Here is a 17,945-nt window from a genome sequence, read left to right on the forward strand (position 1 = left end):
GCCACTCATTTTCATCCCGCAATCAGCAACGCCAACACAACATATACTAATTGCATTGATCAATCGAATCCAAAGTGCTACTTTTAGTACCTCGCAAGCCGTACTTAGAATGATAGCAGAGCGCTAAATCACAATTAAACAACCACAAAATTATTTTCCGTTAGTGTCACACCGCCCAAAAGTTGTGCAAATTTTATCTGAGTAAACCCACTTGCACTGCCATCTTGGTCAAAGTACAGTCCACCTGTAATATTGTTATAGATGAATCGTTGATTGCTTGTCGTTGCAGATGTTCCAAGGGTAAACTGGCTTGTCTTAAGTGAACCGATTGATAACCCGCCACCAAAACCAGCGGCCGATACCTGAATCAGTTCATTAGTGGCATTGAAGTCATAAAGACGATCAACGCCTTCATTGTAAGTATTGAAAGCAAAGGTATCAGTACCATTCCCTCCATAAAGGGTATCATTACCTTTCCCACCTGTGAGGATATCATTGCCATTACCACCTTGGAGGGTATTCTTACCAGAGGCGCTAGAGGCAGAGATATAATCATTGCCATCACCCCCAGAGAGTAGGTTATCGCCTGTTGAACCGCCAGCACTCAATGTATCGTCACCAGCGCCTCCGTTGAGGGTGTTATTGCCTGTTGAGCGGTAGTCGAAGCCGTCGTTGTCGCCAGAGACGTCAAGATAATCATTGCCATTACCCCCAGAGAGCAGGTTATTGCCTGTTGAACCGCTAGCACTCAAGCTATCGTCACCAGCGCCTCCGTTGAGGGTGTTATTGCCTAAAGAGTGAGAGTTGCTATAGAAGCCGCCATAAAGGTCAAGAAAATCATTGCCATCGCCCCCAGAGAGCAGATTATCACCTGTTGAACCGCTAGCACTCAAGCTATCGTTACCTACACTACCGTTGAGGGTGTTATTGCCTGTTGAACCGCTAGCATTCAAGCTATCGTCTCCAGTACCACCGTCGAGGGTATCATTGCCTGCACCGCCAATGAGAGTATCATTGCCTGCACCGCCAATGAGAGTATCATTTCCTGCACCACCTCTCAAAAGATCATTACCACTCAAGCCGTCGATGATATCGTCACCCCCCTGACCATTGATGACATCATTGGAGTTGTCAAAACCCTTAATGTTGTTATCGAGGTCATTGAGGAAGGTAACAGTGTTCCTGTTGAATAGGCTAGTTTGAGTGGAATTAGCATCAAACACATCAAAACTGTTGGTGATGTTGGTTTGTCCATCAAACAGGATATTGCCAATAGCTGGTCGTGAAGAAGTTGCTGGCAGATTATCTAGGTTTTCTAATTTGAAGCTTTGGAGAATGACTTTGCTTTTATGGGCATCATCTTCAAAGGTGATTTCTAAGTTGTTACCATTTTGAGTTAATTGTAGATTTTGAGCAGTGAAGTCACTACCTGTAAATTGCAAGGTATCTAAGGAGTCAATCACCGTTGCTGAGGGATTTGAGCCTTTACCCACGCCACTAAAATCGGTGATTATATCAGTGCCGTTGCCCAAGTAGCCGTCGCCCAAGTTGTAAACAAATTGATCATTGCCCGCGCCACCAGTTAGGGTGTCGTTATCATTCCCACCTGTTAGGATATCATTACCTGCACCGCCGATAATCGTATCATTTCCAGAACCCCCAAAGAGCGTATCGTTCCCACTGTTCCCCACAATATTGTCATCGCCGAATATACCTGAGATATTTAATCGTTCGATATTCTTGTAGCTAACCCGACTAGTGCCCGCCGTAATTAATCCAATGTTAGTAGTGGCATTGAAAGTCGTTGTGATTCCCCCTGTACCACTATAGCTATTGAACACCAACGAATCGTCACCTTTACCCCCATCTAGGGTGTCATTGCCACCATAGCCCCCAGAGAGCGTATCGTTACCATCGTTTCCCACAATGTTGTCATCGTAAGCTGTACCTGAGATATTTAATCCTTCGATATTCTTGTAATTAACTCGATATGTGCCTGCCGTAATTGATCCAATGTTAATAGTGGCATTGAAAGTCGTTGTAATACTGCCTGTAGCATTACTGTAATTGATGGATAACACATCGTCACCCTTACCGCCATCTATGGTATCATTGCCACCAGTTCCCGTGGAGAGCGTATCGTTGCCATTGCTCCCCACAAGAAAGTCATCGTAGGCTGTACCTGAGATATTTAATTCTTCAATATTCTTGTAATTAACCTGATATGTGCCCGCCGTAATTGATCCAGTGTTAGTAGCAGCATTGAAAGTCGAAGTGATCTGCCCTGTAGCATCTATGTAATCGACGGACAACAAATCGTCACCCTTGCCTCCATCTACCGTTTGAGTCACGAAATCAGAGGGGGCAGTATCTGAGGATGTGGTGCTTAGATAGAAGGAATCATTGCCATCGCCCCCAGAGAGGAAATTATTGCCTGTTGAAATGTCAGCATACAATTTATCGTCACCAGCGCCACCGTTGAGGGTGTTATTGCCTGAGGAGAATAAATAAAAATAGGGGTCGTTATAGCTAGAGGTGGAGAGAGTATCATTGCCATCACCACCAGAGAGTAGGTTATTGCCTGATGAAAAGTCAGCATACAATTTATCGTCACCAGCGCCACCATTGAGGGTGTTATTGCCTGAGGAGCTAAAACTATACAATCTATATTCATAAGAGCCAGAGGTGGTGAGAAAATCGTTGCCATCACCCCCAGAGAGTAAGTTATTGCCTTCTGAACCCCTAGCATTCAATGTATCATCACCAGCACCTCCGTTGAGGGTGTCATCGCCTGAAGAGTTAAAAAAGATGTACCCGTTATCAGTAATGTCTGAGGCGTAAAGAGAATCATTGCCATCGCCCCCAGAGAGCAAGTTATTGCCTTTTGAACTCCCAGCATTCAAGTAATCATCACCAGCGCCACCGTTGAGGGTGTTATTGCCTGTTGAATATTCAACATGGCCTGTTGCCTTTTCAACAATATTCAAGTAATCGTTACCAGTGCCACCAACGAGGGAGTTATTGCCCGTATCATCGTTCAGGGTGTCATTCCCCGCACCACCAAGAAGAGTATCATTGCCAGCGCCACCCCGCAGTAGGTCGTTGCCACTCAAGCCGTCAATGATGTCATCACCCCCCTGACCATTGATCACATCATCTGAGTTGTCAAAGCCGTTAACATTATTGTCGAGGTCATTAAGGAAGGTGACTGTGTTTTTGTTGAAGATAGTGCTTTGATTGGAGTTGGCATTGAAGACATCAAAGCTGTCGGTGATGCTAGTCTGCCCATCAAACACTATATTGCCCAAGTCTACAGTGGCTCCTGTAGATTTACTGAGGTTATCCAGGTTTTCCAGGGCAAAGTTTTGGAGGATGAACAGGGGACCAGCAAAGTTCCGTTGATAAGAATTATCAATCGCCCCTTCAAAGTTGATTTCCAGATTGTTGCCATTTTGGGTGAGCAGCAAATTTTGGGCAGTGAAGCCAGCACCTTGGAAACTTAGGATATCCACTTCGGCAATGACTGCTGCTGTCGGGTTTGTCCCTTTACCTACGCCATTGAAATCGGTGATGGTATCAGTGCCGTTTTTGTAGTTGTCGTTGTAGTTGTAAACAAATTGATCCTTGCCATCGCCACCAGTTAAAGTATCGTTGCCCTGGCTAAATGTAATGGTATCATTCCCGGCAAGACCCTTAATTGTGTCCGCGCTATCGCTGCCCATTAGAGTATCATTACCGTTGGTTCCAATGATATTTGCCATAACTTTTACCTACCTAAATTGATTTTTTCAGTAACTTTCAGTTCTCAACCTTGAATTTAGTGCTGTTTTAGGGCACAAACAACTCGCCGAAGTTTGACGTTTTCGGCATACTTTATCCGTGACTCTTAAGGAACAGTAATATTTCTCGAAGATTCACCCATAGAATGGCTTTTGGTTAAGCTACACCTATAGTTTAAGATCGAGCGATGCCTGCGGCAGGCTGCTCGGTGACGCGTGTCGATGTATTGTATCTCAGCAAGAATTGTTATAAATTACTAAAGTTATAAACGCAGAGATGATCCAACAAAGCCCAAGAACACTTGCAGGCAATGGTGATTACTCCCTGCACCATTGCTAACACCCAAACTTGCACCCATAAAATATTCAGATGAGATTTTGAGGTAATCATCAGAAGGTGGGAAATAGGGCATTGGGCATTGGGCATTGGGCATTGGTTATTGGTTATTCCCTCCTCTGCCCCCTGCCCCTTATGCCCCTCATCCGCTTATCCACTCTTTAAGGAAAGTGATGCGTTTTTAATACTCCGGAACTGACGGATCGATTTCTTTACTCCAAGCGGTAATTCCGCCTTTGACATTCGTCCCGACAATCCCGGCTTCCTTGAGGATGGCGAGGGCTTTTGCCGATCGCCCGCCCATCTTACAATGAGCAATTAAGCGGTGACCGTTTAATATTTCCTTCACCTTAGCAACGCCATTGCCATTTTCAATCTCTGGTAAGGGCACCAACACTGAACCAGGAATCTTAGCAATGTCGTATTCATTGGGGTTGCGGACATCTAGCAGTACAAAATCCTTCGCACCACTATCCAGCAACTCCTTCAAATCCTTGACGGTCATTTCTTGACTTTCCATCTGCTGTTTTGCCTCCTCTGCCTTAGCTTGTGGAATTCCGCAGAATTGTTCGTAGTCTATCAACTTTTCAATCACTGGGCGAATCGGGTTAGGACGCAGCTTCAACTCTCGGAATTTCATATCTAAAGCGTTGTATAGCAGCAACCGTCCGCTCAAGGTGTTACCTTGTCCCAGAATGATTTTGACAGTTTCGGTTGCCTGAATTAAACCAATAATTCCTGGCAAAATTCCCAATACGCCACCTTCTGCACAAGAGGGAACCATTCCTGGTGGTGGTGGTTCTGGGAAAAGGTCACGATAATTTGGCCCACCTTTGTAGTTAAATACACTAGCTTGCCCTTCAAAGCGTAAAATTGAACCGTAGACGTTGGGCTTGTTCAGCAATACGCAGGCATCGTTAACTAGATATCTGGTGGGGAAGTTATCAGTACCATCTACTACTATATCATAAGGTTGGAGGATTTCCAAGGCGTTTTCGGAAGTCAAGCGAGTTTCGTAGAGATCAACCTGACAATAGGGGTTAATCTCGTGAATGCGGTTTTTTGCCGATTCAATCTTGGGTTTACCCACCCAGGATGTACCGTGGATTACTTGGCGTTGCAGATTGGAAGTATCAACAACATCGAAATCGACAATCCCGATGCGTCCAATACCCGCCGCCGCCAGATATAAAAGTAGTGGTGAACCTAGTCCACCTGTACCGATACACTGAACACTGGCAGCTTTCAGGCGCTTCTGTCCTTCTAGTCCTACTTCCGGCAAAATCAGGTGTCGGGAGTAGCGTTCGTAATCATCTTTGGTCAACTGGATTTCATCCAGATTGGGATTGAGCATAGCAGTTATCATCTGGGAGAGCGGAATATTAATCCTATCGAAAAACTGTATCTTCATAGGACATAGAGAGTGGGGAAGACGAGTTTTCATCCGTGGTGGCGGCGAAAACCGCTACGAGTGACTGTCTTTAAACTAAGCCGTTAAATTATATTTTCAATTGCCTCTGCTTGAAACTGATGATGATCATCAAGGCTCCAGCTTTCGAGTTCTCCAGCTTTGCCGTTTTGGACGGAAACTATTATATACGAGTATCCCTGCCAAGCGTATAGGCGATCGCATTCTGAGGGGATAGCAGGATGATCTGGGTGGGAGTGAAAAATACCGATAATGTTCAGTGAGCGATCGCGTCCTTCCCTTTGTGTTTTTAGCATAACTTCGGGTGCGATCGCATATTGCCGTCTTTTACTTTCTGCTGTGCGTTCCCCTGGAAACTCAGCAGCCGCTTCTGTATTCCAGGCATTTTCTGTTGGCATGACTTGTACCACAATTTTGCCCTCATTAGCCAGATAGCCTAAAATTATACCGCAGCACTCGTCTGGGTAAGTGCTTTCGGCATGGGTGCGGATGGTTTGCAAGTGTTCTTGGCTCAGTCTGATCATCTCTGCATTTGTAATTTATGAAGGGTGAGTTTTAGGCATTCAATTGTGAGATTTTTTGATGTTTGTTCAGTGATTTCTACTGAACAAACAAAGATAATTAATTTAGCCTGAAATGAGCGATTATCGTGAATACATAGGCTGATTAATTTGTACAGTGCTTAAGACTTAGATAGTTTGAGATAGTTAGGTTCAGTGCTACGTAAAAGCCTTTTCATGAGGTGAATCTTCCAGAAATATTACTGTTCCTCAAGGGTGACGGATAAAGTATGCCGAAAACGTCAAATTGAGGCGAATTTTGGTGCTCAAAAACAGCACTTACAGCAGGTTGAGAACTGAAGTTACTGAAAAAATCGATTTAGGTAGGTAAAAGTTATGGCAAATATCATTGGAACCAACGGTAATGATACCCTAGTGGGCGGCGACAGCGCGGACACGATTAATGGGAAAGCCGGGAATGATACTATCACAGCTAACCAGGGCAACGATACCTTAACTGGTGGCGGTGGCAAGGATAAATTTGTTTACGACTACAACAACGGCACTGATACCATCACTGATTTTAATGGCGTAGGTAAAGGAACAAACCCGACAGCAGAAGTCATTGCCGAAGTGGACACCCTAAAATTCCTTGGTGGAGGCTTTACTGCCCGAAATCTGCTGCTTACCCAGAATGGTAACAATCTGGAAATCACCTTTGAAGGGGTAGATGATACCAAAGTCATCCTGCAAAACTTTGCCCTGGAAAACCTGGATAACTTGAGCAAATCTACTGGAGCCACTGTAGACTTGGGCAATATCCTGTTTTATGGGCAAACTAGCCCTATCGATAGCTTTGATGTCTTCAATGCCAACTCCACCCAAAGCACTATCTTCAACAAAAACATAGTCACCTTCCTTAATGACCTTGACAACAATGTTAATGGCTTTGACAAATCAGATGATGTGATCAATGCTCAGGGAGGTGATGACAATCATTGACGGCTTGAGTGGCAACGACATGCTTAGAGGTGGTACGGGCAATGATACTCTCATTGGTGGTACGGGGAATGATACCCTCGTTGGTGGTACAGGGAATAAGTTTAGCTTGAATGCTAGCGGTTCAACAGGTGATAACCTGCTCTTTGGGGGCGATGGGAATGATTCTCTCTCCGTCTCTGGCGACGATGACCAGAATACATATGGAGATATCTATTTTGCCTCTGGCAATAACACCCTCAACGGTGGACTTGGTAACGATAGCTTGAATGCTAGCAGTTCAACAGGCGATAACCTGCTCTTTGGGGGCGATGGCAATGATTCTCTCATAGCCTCTAGCTACGACAACTATAGCATTGGCGCTTCAGGCAATAATACCCTCAACGGTGGTACTGGTGATGATACATTAAATATTGACTATTCATCAGGGAATAACCTCCTCTCTGGTGGCGATGGTAATGATTATCTCTCTGGCTCTAGGTTCCAGTATAACGACTACTACGGGCGCATTATTGCCACATCAGGCACTAACACCCTCAACGGTGGTACTGGTGATGATACATTGAATATTGACAATTCAACAGGCAATAACCTGCTCTTTGGAGCCGATGGCAATGATTTTCTTAGTGCTTTTGGTGCCTTAGGTAACAACACCCTCAACGGTGGTGCGGGGAATAATACTCTCATTGGTGGTACAGGTAATGACTACCTCGATAGTGGTACTGGTAACGACCTGCTGCGGGGTAATGCGGGAAATGATACTCTCATTGGTAGTGGAGGTACTAACACACTCAACGGTGGCGCTGGTGACGATTACTTGAGTATTAACTCTTTGGGTTCTAACTCTTTTGATCCCTTTAATCTGCTCTCTGGGGGCGATGGTAATGATTCTCTGTTTGCCTCTTACTCCAATGAAGCAGTCGGCTCCGCTTCCAACACCCTCAACGGTGGCACTGGTAACGATTACTTAATTGTTAATGGTCCTACTGGTGTAAACATCCTTAACGGGGGTGATGGGAATGATTATCTCTCGGTCTCTGGCTTCTTTAATTCTAATTATTATGGTAACACCCTCAACGGTGGCAATGGGAATGATACCCTCACAAGTGCCAATGGCAATGATATCCTGGTAGGTGGCAACGGTAATGATACCTTTGCTTTCAATAGTTACAATGACGGCGTTAATAGTATTAATGACTTCAACGCCACTAATGACCTGATTCAGGTATCGGCTTTTGGTTTTGATGGCGGCTTATCAATCGGTTCACTTCAGAAAAGTCAATTTACCATTGGAACATCTGCAACGACCAGTGCTCAACGATTTATCTATGACAACATTACAGGTGCCTTGTACTATGACCAAGATGGCAGTACGGGTGTATTTAATCAGGTAAAATTTGCACAATTATCTGCTGGATTGTCACTAACCAACAACAATTTTGTGGTTGGTTAATCATAATTAGCGTTCTTCTATCACTAAGCAGCAGGCAATGGGAGGTTCTATTTTAAGCACCTCCCATAAGATTGTTGAATACAATTACTGTTAGCAGAGAGTAGATGTTGGATTTTGTTCCTCAGCTTTGGGCATGGGTGCAAATAATTTGCAAGTGTTCATGTCTGCGCTGATAATTTTGGTAACCTATAGCGATTCTTGCTTAGATACAAAACATTGCCAGGCGTAGGCGTAGCCCGCCGCAGGCATCGCTTAATCTTGATCATAGGTGCAACTACGCCCAACCCAGGCGTTAGCGTTGGTGTCGCCTCTGGTAGAGAAGCTTACTTACCGTACCCCTATGGGGATCTTGCTACGTGTAGCGTTCCGCAGAAAAGGTATCGCTGCAATTAAAAGTCAAATATGTATTTTTTGAGCAGTCCTTTGAGCATTTGCCTGCTGCTTTCTGCAAATAAATAATTGCCTATAAACATTAAAAATGTGAAGAATAGACGAAGAGAAGTACTAATATATATACTTATCGGCAAATAATATCAAGAATATGTAAAGATTCTGCTGAAATCAGTATAAATGTCTCAGTAAATACGCTAATATCTAGTCATTATCGGGTTATTTAAATGTTCCCTATTTTCAAGCTAGACACCCACGGGCAATAGCCCACAACGAGGTCATAAAAATATCTATTCTCTATTAAGAGTCAATTGTTCGCTATTTTGAAGACAGTAAGACTTACGCATTGACAACAAAACAAACTATTAAGTGTGAGTTTTAGGCATTCAAGCTTGATTTTTCGACGAGGTTTTTTCAGCGATGGCTGGTTTAGGCTATGCGGAAGTTACTGAATCAAAGATAATTAAAAAAAAGCCTGAAACTATGTATTTGACTGAATGCACACGCTGATAATTGTGTACGGTGTCTAAGATTTAGATAGTTGTCAATAGTTGGCAAGTGTTATTTACAAGCCAATTAAAGGGTGAATCTTCGAGAAATATTACTGATCCTCAAAAGTGAAGTTAAACTATGCCAAAATGTCAAATTTTGGCGAGTTATTTGTGCCCTAAAACAGCACTAACAGCAGGTTGATAAATTAAGTTACTGAAAAAATCGATTTAGGTAGGTAAAAGTTATGGCAAATATCATTGGAACTAACGGTAATGATACTCTAGTGGGCAGCGACAGCGCGGACACGATTAAGGGTCTTGCCGGGAATGATACTATCACAGCTAACCAGGGCAACGATACTTTAACTGGTGGAGGCGGCAGGGATGAATTTGTTTACAACTTGTACGACGGCACTGATACTATCATCGGTTTCGGTGGTATAGGTAAAGGAATAAACCCAGCAGCAGCAGTCATTGCCGAAGTGGACACACTAAAATTTCAAGGTGCAGGCTTAACTGCCCGAAATCTGCTGCTCACCCAGAATGGTAACAATCTGGAAATCACCTTTGAAGGGCAAGATGGTACAAAAGTCATCCTGCAAAACTTTAAATTAGAAAACTTGGAGAATCTGAAAGCTTCTGGAGCCAGACCAGCTATCGGTAATATCCTGTTTGATGGGCAAACTAGCATCACCGACAGCTTTAATGTCCTGGATGCTAACTCTACTGATCCGAGCATCGGCATCAAGAACACAGTGACCTTTCTCAATGACCTATCCAACAATATTACGGGTTTAGATAACTCAGATGATGTAATTAATGGTCAGGGGGGTAATGACATCATTGACGGCTTGAGTGGCAACGACATCCTCAGAGGTGGTGCGGGCAATGATACTCTCATTGGTGGTACGGGGAATGACCTGCTGCAAGGAGATATAGGGAATGATACTCTCATTGGTAGTGCGGGCAATGATACTCTCATTGGTGGTGCTGGTGACGATTACTTGAGCGCTAACATTTCAAGAGGTAATAACCTGCTCTCTGGTGGCAATGGCAATGATACTCTCTTGGCGTCTGACTATGACACTTCTGGTAAAAACACCCTCAACGGTGGCGCTGGTAACGATTATTTGAGTGCTGGCATTTCAAGAGGTAATAACCTGCTTTCTGGTGGCGATGGCAATGATTCTCTTATAGCCTCTGGTAGCTACCGAGATGGCGCATCTGGTAAGAACACCCTCAACGGTGGCGCTGGTGACGATTACTTGGATGCAATGTTTTCAACAGGCAATAACCTACTGGATGGTGGCGATAACAATGATACTCTCTCCGTCAATCTTGCCGTTGGAAATAATACCCTCAACGGTGGCGCTGGTGACGATTACTTGAGCGCTAACATTTCAACAGGCAATAACCTACTGGATGGGGGCGATGGCAATGATACTCTCTTTGCCTCTGACTTCGAGGGCTACAGGTATTGGAACACCTCTGGCGATGACACCCTCAAAGGTGGCGTTGGTAACGATAACTTGAATGTTAACTATTCATCAGGCGATAACCTACTGGATGGGGGCGATGGTAATGATTCTCTCTTTGCCTCTGGCTACGGCTACGGCTGGGGAGGAAATTATTTTGGTACCACTGGCAATAACACCCTCAATGGTGGTGCTGGTAAGGATTACCTGAATGTTAACTATTCATCAGGCGATAACCTACTGGATGGGGGCGATGGTAATGATTCTCTCTTCGCCTCTGGCTACGAGTACGACGACTACTTAGGCGACGGCCACGCAATCTATCGTAGAGCATCTGGCAATAACACCCTTAATGGTGGCGCTGGTGCCGATAACTTGAGTGTTGATTATTCAACAGGCAAGAACCTACTCTTTGGGGGTGATGGTAATGATACTCTTTCCGCCTATGGCGCATTAGGCAATAACACCCTTGATGGTGGTTTTGGCAATGATATCCTCACAGGTGGCAAAGGTAATGATAGCCTAATTGGAGGAGCTGGTACTGATACCTTTGCTTTCAATAGTTTCAATGAAGGTGTTGATCGTCTTTATGACTTCAACGCGACTAATGAAATCATTCAAGTATCGGCTGCTGGTTTTGGTGGCGGGTTATCAATCGGTTCACTTAAGATAAGTCAGTTTACCCTTGGAGCATCTGCAACGACGATCGCTCAACGATTTATCTATGATAATTCTACAGGTGGATTGTTCTTTGACCAAGATGGCAGTGCGTCTGGGTTTACTCAGGTAAAATTTGCACAACTATCTACTGGATTGTCTCTAACCAAAAACAATTTTGTGGTTGTTTAATCATAATTAGCGTTCTTCTATCACTAAGCAGCAGGCAATGGGAGGTTCTATTTTAAGCACATCTCATTATATTGTTGAATACAATTACTATTAGCAGAGAGTAGATGTGGGATTTTGTTCCTCAGCTTTGGGCATGGGTGTAGATAGTTTACAAGTGTTCATCATAATTCGTAATTCGTAATTGAATAGGGGTTGATACCCCTATTTCTATAAACGGCTTGTTTTGTGTCGGGGTTGAAATCCCCGTCACAAAACATAATTACTGTCTTTGTAGCGCGAAGGAGTCCGCGTTCGCCTCTGGTCTGGTAGAGAGCGTCATTACGAATTACGAACTACGAATTGTTTAAGTCTGCGTTCATAATTTTGGTAACCTATAGCGATTCTTGTTTAGATACAAAAAATTGCCAGGCGTAGGCGTAGCCCGCCGCAGGCATCGCTTAATCTTGATCATAGCTGCAACTACGCCCAATCCAGGTGTTAGCGTTGGCGTCGCCTCTGGTAGAGAAACTTACCGTACCCCTACGGGGATCTTGCTACGCGTAGCGTTCCGCAGGAAAGGTATCGCTGCGATTAACGTTAAAAGTCAAATATGTATTTTTTGATCAGTCCTTTGAGCATTTGCCTGCTGCTTTCTGCAAATAAATAATTGCCTATAAACTCTAAAAATGTGAAGGGTAAACGAAGAGAAGTACTAACGGGACTTAAACAAAAATTAAGCCCAAATAAAGCCCAAACTGGCTTTGTAAGCAGCAAATAATGTCAAGAATATGTAAAGATTCTGCTAGAATCAGTATAAACGTCTAAGTAAATACGCTAATATCTAGTCGTCATTATCGGGTTATTTAAATGTTCCCTATTTTCAAGCTAGACACCCACGGGCGATAGCCCACAATGAGGCCATAAAATATCTTTTCTCTATTAAGAGTCAATTGTTCGCTATTTTTAAGACAGTAAGACTTAAGCATTGATAACAAAACCAACTATCAAGTGTGAGTTTTAGGCATTCAAGCTTGATTTTTCGACGAGGTTTTTTCAGCGATGGCTGGTTTAGGTATAGCCGAAGCTGCTGAGTCAAGGATAATTAAAAAAAGCCTGAAACTATGTATTTGACTAGAATGCACACGCTGATAATTGTGTACGGTGTCTAAGACTTAGATAGTCCTCAATAGTTCGCAAGTGTTATTTACAAGCCAGTTAAAAGGTGAATCTTCGAGAAATATTACTGATCCCTCAAGGGTGACGTTAAACTATGCCGAAAATGTCAAATTTTGGCGAGTTATTTGTTCCCTAAAACAGCACTAACAGCAGATTGAGAACTTAAGTTACTGAAAAAATCGATTTAGGTAGGTAAAAATTATGGCAAATATCATTGGAACCAACGGTAATGATATCTTACTGGGCGGTAACAGCGCGGATACGATTAAGGGTCTTGCAGGCAACGATACCATCACAGCTAACAAGGGTAACGACACTTTGATTGGTGGCGGTGGTAAGGATAAATTTGTTTACAACTTGGGTGACGGTACTGATACAATCACCGATTTCGCTGGCATTGGTAAAGATGTAAATCCCACAGCAGCAGTGATTGCCGAAGTGGATACCATTAAATTCCAGGGTACTGGCTTAACTGCCCGAAATTTGCTGCTTGCCCAGAATGGCAGCAATCTGGAAATCACCTTTGAAGGGGTGCCTGATGCCATAGTTATTCTAAAAAACTTCAAATTAGAAAACTTGGAGAATCTGAAAGCTTCTGGAACAACACCAGCTATCGGTAATATCCTCTTTGATGGGCAAACTAGCATCACCGACAGCTTTAATATCTTGGATGCTAACTCTACTGATCCGAGCATCGGCATCAAGAACACGGTGACTTTCCTCAATGACCTTTCTAACAATATTACGGGTTTAAATAACTCAGATGATGTCATCAATGGTCAGGGGGGTAATGACAAAATTGACGGCTTGAGTGGCAACGACTTGCTGCGGGGTGGTACGGGGAATGATACTCTCATTGGTGGTGCGGGCAATAATACCCTCAACGGTGGTGTAGGTAACGATGACTTGAACGCTAACAGTTCAACAGGCAATAATCTGCTCTCTGGGGGCGATGGGAATGATTCTCTCTCCGTCTCTGGCTACCAGTACACCAACTACCCAGATGACGGCGACCTTCGCTCGTCTGGCAAGAACACCCTCAATGGTGGGGCTGGTGAAGATAACTTGAGTGCTAGCGGTTCATCAGGCAATAACCTGCTCAATGGTGGCGATGGCAATGATTCTCTCTCCGTTTCTGGCTACTACCAAGGAAATCCTTACTTCAATAATGACTCTCGCTCGTCTGCCAATAACACCCTCAACGGTGGTGCTGGTAACGATACCTTGAGTGCTAGCGGTTCATCAGCCAATAACCTGCTCAATGGTGGCGATGGCGATGATTCTCTCTCTATCTCTGGCTACTACAGCTACACCCCCTACGAAGATCCGTACGAACCCCGCAACCTCTCCACCACATACGACTCTCGCTCGTCTGGCAATAACACTCTCAACGGTGGTGCAGGTAACGATAACTTGAATGCTAGCGGTTCAACAGGCGATAACCTACTCTCTGGGGGCGATGGCAATGATACTCTCTTTGCCTCTAATGCCTCTGGTAATAACACCCTTTATGGTGGTTATGGCAATGATATCCTCACTGGTGGCCGTGGCAAGGATAAATTTGTTTACAATTTAGGCGACGGCACTGATACTATCACTAATTTCAGTGGCGTGGGTAAAAGAACCAACCCGACAGCAGAAGTCATTGCCGAAGTGGATACCATAAAATTCCAAGGTGCAGGCTTAACTGCCCGAAATTTACTGCTCACCCAGAATGGCAACAATCTGGAAATCACCTATGAACATGAGGCTGATGCCAAAGTCATCCTGCAAAACTTCAAACTAGAAAACTTGGAGAATTTGAAAGCTTCTGGAGCCAGACCAGCTATCGGTAATATCCTATTTGATGGGGAAACTAGCATTATCGACAGCTTTAATGTCCTGGATGCCAACTCTACTGATACGAGCATCGGCATCAAGGACACAGTGACCTTCCTCAATGACCTCTCTAACAATATTACGGGTTTAGATAACTCAAATGATGTCGTTAATGGTCAGGGCGGTAATGACAAAATCAATGGCTTGAGTGGCAACGACTTGCTGCGCGGTGGTGCGGGGAATGATACCCTGATTGGTGGTGCGGGGAATGATACCCTGATTGGTGGTACGGGGAATGATACTCTGATTGGTGGTACGGGGAATGATACCCTGATTGGTGGTACGGGGAATGATACCCTGATTGGCGATAACCTCCTTTATGGGGACGATGGCAATGATTTTCTTTCCGTCTCTGGCTACTACAGCTTCGTGTACGTAAACGACTACTACGACTCTCGCTCGTCTGGCAAGAATACCCTCAACGGTGGCGCTGGGGACGATAACTTGAGTGCTAGCGGTTCAACAGGCAATAATTTGCTCTCCGGGGGCGATGGCAATGATTCTCTTTCTATCTCTGGCTCCTACGGAGGAGATCCCTACGCCTTTACGGACTCTCGTTCGTCTGGCAATAATACCCTCAACGGTGGTGCTGGTAACGATACCTTGAGTGCTAGCGGTTCAACAGGCGATAACCTGCTTTCTGGTGGCGATGGCAATGATTCTCTCTCCGTCGCTGGCTACATCGAATCCTTTCCCAGCGGAGATCCGTACTCACAACGCAACTCAGGTAGCACAATCGACTTTCACTCGTCTGGCAATAACACTCTCAACGGTGGTGCTGGTAACGATACCTTGAGTGCTAGCGGTTCAACAGGCAAGAACCTGCTGTCTGGGGGCGATGGCAATGATATCCTGACAGGTGGTTTTGGTAATGACACCCTCTATGGAAATAATGGTACTGATACCTTTGCTTTTAATAGTTACAACGAAGGCGTTGATTTTCTTTATGACTTCAATGCCACCAATGAAATCATTCGGGTATCGGCTGCTGGTTTTGGTGGCGGGTTATCAATCGGTTCACTTCAGACAAGTCAGTTTACCCTTGGAGCATCTGCAACGACGATCGCTCAACGATTTATCTATGATAATTCTACAGGTGGACTGTACTTTGACCAAGATGGCAGTGCGTCTGGATTTACTCAGGTAAAATTCGCACAACTATCTGCTGGATTGTCACTAACCAAAAACAATTTTGTGGTTGTATAATCGTGATTAGAACTCTTTCATCACTTTAGGCACGGATTGCGAGGTGCTATTTTAAGCACTTCGCATTTGATTCATCAATACAATTAGCTAAAGTTGATTTCGCGCTTTGAGTTGCAGATATCGCTCAACCAACTGATCGGCAATTTGATTTGCTGGTGCATCTAGTACCAATACACCTTTTCGTTTCAACTGAGCAAATGCTACTTGTCGTTGCATTAATAAATCGAGTGCCACTGCACGGGCATAAGCATTTGTAACATTATCTATGAAGGTGTGTGCCAGACGATCAACTTGCGGATCTCGCAGAGTAACGCAAAATGGGAGATAGCGGGGTGCTAGCTTGGAAAGTGCGGCCAGGAGTTCTGTAGAAGCGGTGACATCAACTAAGTCGGTAATCACCACTACCAGCGCCCTGCGAGTTTGACGTTGCACAACATTTGTCACCGCCCCCAAATAATCAGATTCAAATAACACTGGTTGAATTGGAGTCAGGCGATCAATTAACTGATTCAAATGATGTTGACCGCGTTCTGGGGGAATCCACGTATGCATCTGGCGGTCAAATACACCAACACCCACGCGATCGCCTCGATGTAAACCTGCCAAAGCTAAGGACAAAGTTGCATTTAAACCCCAGTCGAATCGCTGCAAATTCTGCACTTTTGCTGTCATTAACCGTCCGCGATCAAGCAAGATAAGTAATGTTTGTTCCTGTTCTGGTTCCAAAACCCTCACCAGTGGCGTTGCATTACCATAGGCCCCAACCCGACGGGCGGTAGCTTTCCAATCAATAAACCGTAAATCGTCACCAGTGCGATAGTTCCGCAGTTCGGCAAACTCTGTACCAATACCAGTTTGGCGAGATTGGCGCATTGATCCTGATAATTGCAGTGTCAAACGAATTGTCAGCGATCGCAACCCCACTAAATCAGGATAAACTTTCACTGGCAGACTTTGGGAAATTTGCCAATCATCCCAAGCTAATCCCCAAAGTCCCAACTGTCGGACTTGAATATTTCCCCAAGGAAACTCGCCCCGCTGTGTCGGGTTGACGGTATACGTCAATTCTTGGGTGCTGTTACTCTCAACAATAGCCCGGAGTGCGGGTGCAGATACGCCAAACCCTGTTGGGTAGTAATCGCAGATTTCAATTAGGGCATTGGCATTTGGCGATGTTACTTTTAGGATCACCGGATTATCCCGCCCAATCGATAATCGTGACGGTAATTCGCGGGTAATTTGCACGCGAGAACGCCGCACCCGTAAACCATCTATAACCATCAATCCTAGAACGATGGCATCAAATAACAAAGTGATGGCGATCGTTGCTCTAATACTGAGAAAAAGGGATATGATCGGGGCTGCTGCTATGCCCGTCGTAGATATTACTATACCCAAAACCAACAATAAATAAACTTGTCTGGAAGGAACCATTTTTGAGAGTGAGAATTTAGGAGAATGACGATTAGCTTAACCTACGTCATTATGGGCAAAGTGGTTAAAAAGGAAGTCTAAGGCAATGTCGGTAGCTGTCAAATTGCGGTTTTGCATGGCGTTTGGGAATTAAAAAGCTTAATAGCAATCCTAAATCATTTATTACTACTCCGTACACCGCAGGGGTTGCCAAAGGCATCGCCCTTGGCGGGTACGTAGCTTGCTTCCACGTTCGCGGAGCGTTCCGTAGGAAAGTGGTACGGCATCGCCTAATAAAATTATCACAATTACGTCGCAATCAGTTGTGCTGTTGTCAATAGTTAAGAATAAATTGTAGTAAAATTATTGAAAATAATTAGCATTAATTGAATCCTATCTACCAGTCGCCAACTATGACCATTACCTCCACTAGATCAGAGTGGCAAGAATTGTGGGCAGAAACTGCCAAAAATAGCCAACAAAACTCATTAGAGCCATTTGAATCCTATTGTTAAGTACCTAGACAACTTGGCAAAGGATATGTGTGAAATGTCGAAGTCTACCCCCAACTGTGGTTTGCGATTGAGGACT

The 17,945-nt window shown here is 44.4% G+C and carries 9 protein-coding genes; 4 read left to right on the top strand and 5 right to left on the bottom strand.

The genetic code is table 11. From position 1 onward, the window contains the following. Positions 1 to 134 precede the first annotated feature (134 nt). From V7K49_RS11140 to V7K49_RS11155, 4 genes are all read right to left on the bottom strand, one after another. The gene (locus tag V7K49_RS11140) at positions 135 to 3,761 is read right to left on the bottom strand and encodes a beta strand repeat-containing protein (RefSeq protein ID WP_335205569.1); all 3,627 of its coding nucleotides are present in this window, start codon (positions 3,759 to 3,761) and stop codon (positions 135 to 137) included. Between the two features lie 281 nt (positions 3,762 to 4,042). Beyond that, entirely contained in the window at positions 4,043 to 4,213 is a 171-nt protein-coding gene (locus tag V7K49_RS11145; protein WP_335205570.1) for a hypothetical protein, read from the bottom strand. Positions 4,214 to 4,297: 84 nt separating this feature from the next. Beyond that, positions 4,298 to 5,470, bottom strand: coding sequence for a molybdopterin-synthase adenylyltransferase MoeB (gene moeB / locus V7K49_RS11150; RefSeq protein WP_335205630.1), 1,173 nt, complete (start codon positions 5,468 to 5,470; stop codon positions 4,298 to 4,300). 140 nt (positions 5,471 to 5,610) lie between these two features. Continuing rightward, positions 5,611 to 6,069, bottom strand: coding sequence for a M67 family metallopeptidase (locus V7K49_RS11155; RefSeq protein ID WP_334873750.1), 459 nt, complete (start codon positions 6,067 to 6,069; stop codon positions 5,611 to 5,613). A gap of 372 nt (positions 6,070 to 6,441) precedes the next feature. Between V7K49_RS11155 and V7K49_RS11160 the strand changes: the two genes are divergently transcribed. The 4 genes from V7K49_RS11160 to V7K49_RS11175 all read left to right on the top strand — a co-directional run bounded on the left by V7K49_RS11160 (position 6,442) and on the right by V7K49_RS11175 (position 15,941). Then, the gene (locus V7K49_RS11160) at positions 6,442 to 7,047 is read left to right on the top strand and encodes a hypothetical protein (protein ID WP_335205571.1); all 606 of its coding nucleotides are present in this window, start codon (positions 6,442 to 6,444) and stop codon (positions 7,045 to 7,047) included. Then, positions 7,034 to 8,497 (top strand): calcium-binding protein, encoded by a 1,464-nt coding sequence (locus V7K49_RS11165; RefSeq protein ID WP_335205572.1) that lies wholly within the window; start codon positions 7,034 to 7,036, stop codon positions 8,495 to 8,497. The genes V7K49_RS11160 and V7K49_RS11165 overlap by 14 nt, the downstream gene beginning before the upstream one ends. Positions 8,498 to 9,623: 1,126 nt before the next feature. After that, a complete protein-coding gene (locus V7K49_RS11170) occupies positions 9,624 to 11,702 on the top strand; it encodes a calcium-binding protein (RefSeq protein WP_335205573.1) in 2,079 nt (692 codons plus the stop codon). Positions 11,703 to 13,058: 1,356 nt separating this feature from the next. Continuing rightward, a complete protein-coding gene (locus V7K49_RS11175; protein WP_335205574.1) occupies positions 13,059 to 15,941 on the top strand; it encodes a beta strand repeat-containing protein in 2,883 nt (960 codons plus the stop codon). 87 nt (positions 15,942 to 16,028) lie between these two features. Here the strand turns inward: V7K49_RS11175 and V7K49_RS11180 are convergent, their stop codons facing one another. Then, a complete protein-coding gene (locus V7K49_RS11180; RefSeq protein WP_334873763.1) occupies positions 16,029 to 17,375 on the bottom strand; it encodes a DUF58 domain-containing protein in 1,347 nt (448 codons plus the stop codon). Between the last annotated feature and the right edge of the window lie 570 nt (positions 17,376 to 17,945).

This window comes from Nostoc sp., assembly GCF_036919675.1.
Classification (GTDB): domain Bacteria; phylum Cyanobacteriota; class Cyanobacteriia; order Cyanobacteriales; family Nostocaceae; genus Nostoc.